The organism is Serratia sp. TSA_198.1, from assembly GCF_052686505.1.
The window spans coordinates 228,658-236,507 of the sequence record NZ_JBQZFP010000007.1 but is presented as its reverse complement, the minus strand read 5'-3'; the positions used below and the strand labels follow the sequence as shown (position 1 = coordinate 236,507).

The window sequence follows — 7,850 nt, the reverse complement described above, 5'->3', positions numbered from 1 at the left end:
TAAATTATGCCTGCTAATTTTAGCAGGCATAATGTTAAGCGAGATTTAGGGGCGTAGCTCAGTTGGTAGAGCACCGGTCTCCAAAACCGGGTGTCGCGAGTTCGAGTCTCTCCGCCCCTGCCATATTGAAAACCCTTCGCGAAAGCGAAGGGTTTTTTTTGCTTTCTACATTTTCTAAATTTTCGCTACCCCTCTGAAAAGTTGCTTAAAAACCCCTCTGAAATCGTTCCCAATTTAGACATTTTTAGCTGAATCCATGTACAAAATGGTTGTTCTACCGCGATGTGATGCTGCTCATTATTCCTGCCTGATTTTCAACTACAACTAAGTAGCGCCCAACCTTTTGGCCGCCAACTCCACCAGAAAAATAGGCAGCATATACAACAACGACTACCCCTGTCGGAGGGAGTCACATCCCTGGGCAAAGCGAGGAGAACAACATGGTTAAACGTCTGCTGTTAGCGGCCGCCATTACTGGCGCATTGATCGGTTCGGCACAGGCAGCACCGCTGGTCGTCGGCTTTTCTCAAATTGGTTCTGAATCGGGCTGGCGCTCGGCGGAAACCAAAGTATCGAAACAAGAAGCGGAAAAGCGCGGAATTACGCTGAAAATCGCCGATGCGCAGCAAAAACAGGAAAATCAGATCAAAGCGGTCAGATCTTTTATTGCCCAGGGCGTTGACGCTATTTTTATTGCGCCAGTTGTCGCTACCGGCTGGACCCCGGTACTGCAAGAGGCGAAAGAGGCCAAAATCCCGGTATTCCTGCTCGATAGGATGATCGAAGTGAACGATCCCTCGCTGTATACCGCGGCTGTGGCATCGGACAGTGTGCATGAAGGCAAAGTTGCGGGGGAGTGGCTGGTCAAAGAGGTAGCCGGTAAGCCTTGTAACGTAGTGGAACTGCAAGGCACCGTGGGCGCCAGCGTCGCAATCAACCGCAAGAAAGGCTTTGCTGACGGTATCGCCAGCGCCGCCAACGTCAAAATTATCCGTTCGCAATCCGGCGACTTCACCCGCAGCAAGGGTAAAGAAGTGATGGAAAGCTTCATCAAGGCCGAGCAGAACGGCAAAAATATCTGCGCCGTATACGCTCACAACGACGATATGGCGATAGGTGCCATTCAGGCGATCAAAGAAGCCGGCTTGAAACCAGGCTCACAAATTAAAATCGTCTCCATTGACGGTGTTCCCGATATCTTCAAAGCGATGATCAATGGCGAGGCCAATGCGTCGGTCGAACTGACACCGAATATGGCTGGCCCTGCGTTCGACGCGCTGTTGGCGATGAAAAAAGACGGAACGCAACCCGCGAAGTTTATTCAGACCGAATCGAAACTGCTGCAGCCTGATACCGCAAAACAGGAATTCGAGCTGAAGAAAAGCATGGGTTATTAATCCACTCACCGACGGGACAAAAGATGGCCGCATCGCAGACCACGTTATTGGCGATTAAGGGATTATCCGTCGAGTTTCCTGGCGTAAAGGCGCTGGAAGAGGTTGATTTCACGCTACAGCGCGGAGAGATCATGGCGCTGTTGGGTGAAAACGGCGCGGGAAAATCCACGCTAATCAAAGCGCTGACCGGGGTTTATCAGCGTTCCGCCGGTGAAATTCTGCTGGAGGGCAAAGCCATTGCGCCGCAAAGCACCGCGCAAGCGCAGGCGCTGGGGATTGGTACGGTTTATCAGGAAGTTAACCTGCTGGCGAATATCTCGGTGGCCGCCAATTTGTTTATCGGCCGCGAACCTACCCGTTTCGGCCTGGTCGATCAAAAAACCATGCTGCGGCGGGCCCAGCAACTTTTGCTGGGTTATGGGTTGCAGTTGGATGCCAGCCAGCCATTAGGCAATTATTCGATTGCGATCCAGCAGATTGTCGCTATCGCACGGGCGGTCGATCTTTCAGCCAAAGTCCTGATCCTGGATGAACCTACTGCGAGCCTGGATGCTAAAGAAGTCACCATGCTGCTGGATATTCTCAGTCAACTGCGATCGCAGGGTATAGGCATGATCTTTGTCACCCATTTCCTCGATCAGGTTTACCGCATCAGCGATCGCATTACCGTGCTGCGCAACGGTAGGTTGGTGGGTACCAAGCCTGCCAACAACTTGCCACGGCTGGAGCTGGTCCAGATGATGCTCGGTCACGCCTTTGACGAGTCGTTGCTCAAGCGGGGCGAGCATGTGCCGACGGATGCGTCTCCGCTGGTCGAATTTAACGGCTACGGGCGTCGTGGCATGGTTGAACCCTTCGATCTGAGAATAAGGCCGGGTGAGATTGTCGGATTGGCAGGCCTGCTCGGTTCGGGGCGTACCGAAACGGCCCAACTGATATTTGGCATCAAATCGCATGATAGCGGTAGTGCGAAAGTGGAGGGCCGCGCGGTGAATATTCGTACGCCGCGCAAAGCTGCCAGTCTCGGCTTCGGTTATTGCCCGGAGGATCGTAAAACCGACGGAATTATCGGTGCTGCGACGGTGCGAGAAAATATCATTCTGGCTCTGCAGGCTCAGCGCGGCTGGTTAAAGCCGCTCTCGCTACGAGAGCAAACCCGCATTGCCGAGTGTTTTATCCAATTATTGGGCATTCGCACGCCGGGTCCGGAGCAACAGATCCAATACCTGTCCGGAGGGAATCAGCAGAAGGTGCTGCTGTCGCGTTGGTTGGCAACCAAACCCCGTTTTCTGATCCTGGATGAACCGACGCGCGGGATTGACGTTGGTGCGCATGCAGAAATTATCCGGCTGATTGAAAGGTTGTGTGATGAAGGATTAGCGCTGCTGGTGATCTCTTCTGAGCTGGAGGAATTGGCGGGATATGCCGACCGCATCGTGGTATTGCGCGACAGAAAACACGTTACGCAGCTTGAGCATACGGCTATTACGGTACCTGCGATTATGCAGGCTATTGCTGTGCAACAGGGGGCAGGATGAACCACAGGAGCTTCTCCATGACCGGTGGACCACGCAAAGTCAAATGGGTATTCCCGGCCGGGGCGACGCAGTTGGGAGCGTTGGCGGCGATTTTGCTGATCGACAGCCTGGTCGCCCCGAATTTCTTTTCCATTCACGTTCAGGATGGTCGTCTGTTTGGCAGCGTGATCGACATCGTTAATCGCGGAGCGCCGGTCGCGTTGCTTGCCTTGGGCATGACACTGGTGATCGCCACCGGTGGTATCGACCTCTCAGTGGGGGCCGTGATGGCAATCGCCGGTGCTACGGCGGCAACGCTGACCAGCGCGGGCTATCCACTGGGTTACGTGCTGGCCGCTGCGCTGGCCGTGGGGGCATTGTGTGGCCTGTGGAACGGATTTCTGGTCGCGGTGCTGCAGATACAACCGATTGTCGCCACGCTGATGTTGATGGTGGCCGGGCGCGGTATTGCACAGCTGATCACCGAAGGGCAAATCGTCACTTTCGAACGTGAAGGTTTGGCGCAACTGGGCAGCGGCGCACTGATGTATTTGCCGATGCCGGCGATCATTGCCGCCGTGATGCTGTTGTTGATCTGGCTGCTGACGCGCAAAACCGCGCTGGGGCTGTTTATCGAAGCGGTGGGAATTAACCTGCGTTCGGCGCGCAATGCGGGGGTGAGTACGCGTTGGGTGGTTATGGCGGTCTATGTGATCTGCGGGCTGTGCGCCGCCGTGGCGGGGATTATCGTGACTGCGGATATCCGTGGCGCAGATGCCAACAATGCCGGGCTGTGGCTGGAGCTGGATGCGATTTTAGCGGTGGTGATTGGCGGAGGATCTTTGCTGGGCGGCCGTTTTAATCTTCTGTTGTCGGTAGTGGGGGCATTGATTATCCAGGGGATGAATACCGGCATTCTACTGTCCGGCTACCGGCCGGAGTTCAATCTGGTGCTGAAGGCGATAGTGGTGCTGGCGGTGCTGATGATTCAATCGCCGAGCGTATCGTTGCATCGGCTGTTAAGGAGACGAAAGCCATGATCAAACGTAATCTGTCACTGTTGATTACCCTCGTGGTCTTTCTTCTGGGCTACGGGTTTTGTCTCACCCAGTTCCCCAGCTTTGCGTCAACGCGGGTATGGTGCGATTTACTGACAGATAACGCGTTTCTCGGCATTGTGGCGGTGGGGATGACGTTTGTGATCCTTTCCGGCGGTATCGATCTGTCGGTTGGCTCGGTGATCGCCTTCACCGGCGTATTGTTGGCCAAGCTGATCGGCGTTTACGGCATTGCACCGGGCTATGCGTTCGTCATTGCTCTGTTGATGGGGGCGTCGTTTGGCGCTCTGATGGGCTGGATCATTGATGCGCTCAAGCTACCGGCATTTATCATCACGCTGGCTGGGATGTTCTTCGTACGCGGCATGAGTTTTATCCTTTCGGAAGAGTCGATACCCATTGATCATCCGCTGTATGCGACGCTGGCGAACTACGCCTGGAAACTGCCGGGTGGTGGTCGCTTCACGCTGTTAGCGCTGGTGATGCTGTTGGTGGTGGCGGTTGGCATGGTACTGGCGCACCGCACGCGCTTCGGCCATAACGTCTATGCCATCGGCGGCAATCGGGTATCTGCGGCATTAATGGGTGTGCCGGTACAACGCACCACGGTGCTGATTTATATGCTTTCAGGCACGCTGGCGGCGCTGTCCGGGATTATTTTCTCGTTATATACCTCTGCGGGCTATGCGCTGGCGGCCAGCGGTGTGGAGCTGGATGCCATTGCCGCCGTGGTGATTGGTGGCACTTTGTTGACCGGCGGTGTCGGCACCGTGCTGGGCACGTTGTTTGGCGTGCTGATCCAGGGGCTGATTCAGAGCTATATTACCTTCGACGGTACGCTTAGCTCATGGTGGACCAAAATCGTCATCGGTATCCTGCTGTTCTGCTTTATCGGCCTCCAGAAGGCGATGAGCGCATTTTGGCTCAACAGACGAACCAAACCACGCCATCCCCGACTAAAGCCGTTATAGCGTCTTAGGCTGCGGTGTTTAAAGGTATTTTCAGCAATTGCCGGATGAGTGGCTGCTGGTCGCTATTTTGCAGCCACACAGCGTACAGTGGGCGGATAATCGCCGGGATTTCGGGGGTTGCGACCAACTGTGGATAGTCCTTCTCCCACTGGCTGGGCAGGAAGGCGCAGCCGCCGGTGGTTTCCAGTAACTGGCGGGTCAGGTGTGCCGAGGTGGTGGTAAGCACCGGCAGAGTATCGCTTTCCAACATGCGGCTTTCTTGCGGATGAAAGTCGGCCCCCCATTCCAGCTTGATATACGGCATCGGCGCATGCTTATCGCGTAGGGTAGAAGAGAACAGCCGCAGCGAGAAATTACCCAGCAGCTGGCTGGCCAGCTCATCCATCTTTGGCGGCTCGGTCGTGATGAGCAAATCGAGCTGTCTTTCATGCAGCTGTTTTACCAAAGAATGCCGTAGCGCAACCCTGGCTTCAAGTTGTAACGCTTCACGTTGCTGATAGAGCGATTGCAGCCACGGGGTTAGGTAGGCCTCCCACAAAGATGCGGTGGCACCGATGGATAACTCGGTATGCTGCAACGAACGCACCACCTCTTTTTTTGCCAATTGCCAGGTTGTCATCAGGCTCTCAGCATAGGGCAGAAGCCGCTCTCCGGCTGGCGTCAGGCGGATATTGTTACGGTGACGGGTGAATAAATTCGCGCCTAATTGGTTTTCTAACTGGCGGATGCGGAAACTGACCGCAGACTGCGTTAAGTACAAGGATTCCGCGGCTCGGCCAAAGTGACGCGTTCTACTGACCTCCAAAAAGGTTTTCAGTAATTCGGTATCCACACCTATCTCCAGAAATTTTTATCGTTAAGATTTAAATGTTTTGTTTTACACAATGTCAAGCCTATCTAATACTCCGCGCCATAAACAGCACGGCCATGAGAGAATTAGGAGCGTGTCAGATGGCGGATAGCTTCACCACGACCAATCGTTTTTTTGATAATAAACATTATCCTCGCGGGTTCTCCCGTCACGGCGATTTCACCATTAAAGAGGCGCAATTGCTAGAGCGCTTCGGGTATGCGTTCAACGAGTTGGACGCAGGCAAACGCCAGCCAGCCACTGAAGAAGAACAGCTGTTCGTCGCAGTGTGCCACGGTGAGCGTGAGCCGGTAACCGAGCAGGAAAAAGTATGGGCTAAATATCTGGCGCGCACACGTCGCCCGAAAAAATTCCATACCCTGTCTGGTGGCAAGCCGCAGGCTGATGCGGTGGAAGACTACACCGAAAGCGACGATTGATAACGATGGGGCCTGCGGGCCCCATTTTTATTCCAGGCTGCGGTGCAGCTGCAGCAACAGTCGGTCCATACAACGGTAGCTAAGCGCTTCGCTCAGGTGGCGCTTATCAATATCCCGATCCCCCGCCAAATCCGCCAGCGTGCGTGCCACTTTTAAAATTCGTTGCCAGGCACGAACCGATAATCCCAACTTGTTTAACGTCGTCTCAAGAAAATCGGCATCCGGCGCGCTGAGCGTACAATCCCGTTCGACTTCGGGATTACTCAACAGGGCGTTGATTTTTCCTGCCCGGCAGAGTTGCCTTTCACGCGCCTGCAATACCCGTTCACGGACCTGAATGCTGCTTTCTCCTCCGGCGCGCTTTTTACTGAGCACGCCTGGCGGCAGCAACGGCACCTCAATCGATAAATCGAAACGATCGAGAAACGGCCCTGAAAGCCGCCCGAGATAGCGCAGGACCTGTTGCGGCGACGCGCGGTTATGCATGCCCTGGTAGTGTCCTGTCGGGCTGGGATTCATTGCGGCGATCAACTGCACCCTGGCAGGGAAACAAACCTTGGCGCTGGCGCGTGAAATGACGATTTCGCCAGACTCCAGCGGTTCGCGCAGGGCATCCAGCACGCGCCGTTCGAATTCCGGCAACTCGTCCAGAAACAGTACGCCGTTGTGCGCCATGGAGATTTCCCCCGGCCGCGGCAGTGAGCCACCGCCGACCAGCGCAACCATTGAGGCGCTGTGATGCGGTGCGCGAAATGGCCGCTGGCGCCATGGCAGCGTTTCGGCAGGGTGATGCAGCAGGCTGGCTACGGCCACGCTTTCCAGCGCCTCCCGGTCGGTCAGCGGTGGCAGCAGGCCATTCAGGCGGCTGGCCAACATGGTTTTCCCTGTACCCGGCGGGCCGACCAGCAACAGGTTATGCCCCCCTGCTGCGGCGATCTCCAGCGCACGCTTGGCCTGTTCCTGGCCCAGAATATCCCGCAAATCGGCGGGTTCCTGCCGAGTTTCGGCGGGAGCCGGGGCGCTGGCCCCCGGTAAATCGCCTTTGCCCAACAGAAAGGCGCACACCTCCAGCAGATGTTCCGCCACCCGGCTTTCACTCTGTGCAATCAGACCCACTTCCTTACCATTGGCTGACGCCAGAATCAGCTGTCTTCCGGCATCCATTGCCGCCAACGCGGCGGGTATCGCGCCGCTTACTCCCCGCAGAGCGCCGGAGAGCGCCAGCTCCCCGAGGAACTCATAGCGCGCCAGCTGATCGGCCGGCAACTGTTCGGAGGCGGCGAGGATTGCCAGGGCAATAGGCAGATCGTAACGGCCGCCCTCTTTGGGAAGATCGGCTGGAGCCAGGTTGACGGTGATGCGTCGGGCGGGAAAGGTGAAACCGTTGTTGATCAACGCGCTGCGTACTCGATCGCGGGCCTCTTTCACCGTGGTTTCCGGCAGGCCGACCATCGTCAGGCCGGGTAACCCGTTACTGATATGTACTTCGACCGTCACCGAAGGGGCCTGAACGCCCATCGTTGCCCGGGTATAGATAACCGCCAGTGACATATTGCTCTCCTTTCTGAAGGCAACATGATGCGGGATTCGCGCCCTCGGAGCGCGGCAACATTGAAG

General features: G+C 55.9%; 7 protein-coding genes and 1 tRNA gene. 6 read left to right on the top strand and 2 right to left on the bottom strand.

Translation table 11 applies throughout. The annotated features are described in order from the left end of the window. Positions 1-47: 47 nt before the first annotated feature. The 5 genes from ACUTSW_RS22605 to yjfF all read left to right on the top strand — a co-directional run bounded on the left by ACUTSW_RS22605 (position 48) and on the right by yjfF (position 4,943). Positions 48-123, top strand: a tRNA-Trp gene (locus ACUTSW_RS22605). Between the two features lie 317 nt (positions 124-440). Next, positions 441-1,397 (top strand): galactofuranose ABC transporter, galactofuranose-binding protein YtfQ, encoded by a 957-nt coding sequence (gene ytfQ / locus ACUTSW_RS22600; protein WP_013814977.1) that lies wholly within the window; start codon positions 441-443, stop codon positions 1,395-1,397. Between the two features lie 23 nt (positions 1,398-1,420). Then, the gene (ytfR, locus tag ACUTSW_RS22595) at positions 1,421-2,935 is read left to right on the top strand and encodes a galactofuranose ABC transporter, ATP-binding protein YtfR (RefSeq protein ID WP_445585421.1); all 1,515 of its coding nucleotides are present in this window, start codon (positions 1,421-1,423) and stop codon (positions 2,933-2,935) included. Continuing rightward, positions 2,932-3,954 carry a galactofuranose ABC transporter, ATP-binding protein YtfT gene (gene ytfT / locus ACUTSW_RS22590; RefSeq protein WP_086012904.1) on the top strand — a complete coding sequence of 341 codons (1,023 nt, stop codon included), beginning with the start codon at positions 2,932-2,934 and terminating at the stop codon, positions 3,952-3,954. Before ytfR ends, ytfT begins: the two co-directional genes overlap by 4 nt. Continuing rightward, positions 3,951-4,943, top strand: coding sequence for a galactofuranose ABC transporter, permease protein YjfF (yjfF, locus tag ACUTSW_RS22585; RefSeq protein WP_013814974.1), 993 nt, complete (start codon positions 3,951-3,953; stop codon positions 4,941-4,943). Before ytfT ends, yjfF begins: the two co-directional genes overlap by 4 nt. Positions 4,944-4,947: 4 nt before the next feature. Here yjfF and hdfR read toward each other — a convergent pair whose 3' ends face one another. Beyond that, the gene (gene hdfR / locus ACUTSW_RS22580; protein WP_062869036.1) at positions 4,948-5,775 is read right to left on the bottom strand and encodes an HTH-type transcriptional regulator HdfR; all 828 of its coding nucleotides are present in this window, start codon (positions 5,773-5,775) and stop codon (positions 4,948-4,950) included. 119 nt (positions 5,776-5,894) lie between these two features. Between hdfR and ACUTSW_RS22575 the strand changes: the two genes are divergently transcribed. Further along, the gene (locus ACUTSW_RS22575) at positions 5,895-6,233 is read left to right on the top strand and encodes a DUF413 domain-containing protein (protein ID WP_004951725.1); all 339 of its coding nucleotides are present in this window, start codon (positions 5,895-5,897) and stop codon (positions 6,231-6,233) included. 27 nt (positions 6,234-6,260) lie between these two features. On the opposite strand, the gene ACUTSW_RS22570 is transcribed toward ACUTSW_RS22575, so the two are convergent. Further along, positions 6,261-7,784: a YifB family Mg chelatase-like AAA ATPase gene (locus ACUTSW_RS22570; RefSeq protein ID WP_445585420.1), complete on the bottom strand. Its 1,524-nt coding sequence runs from the start codon at positions 7,782-7,784 to the stop codon at positions 6,261-6,263. Positions 7,785-7,850: the final 66 nt, after the last annotated feature.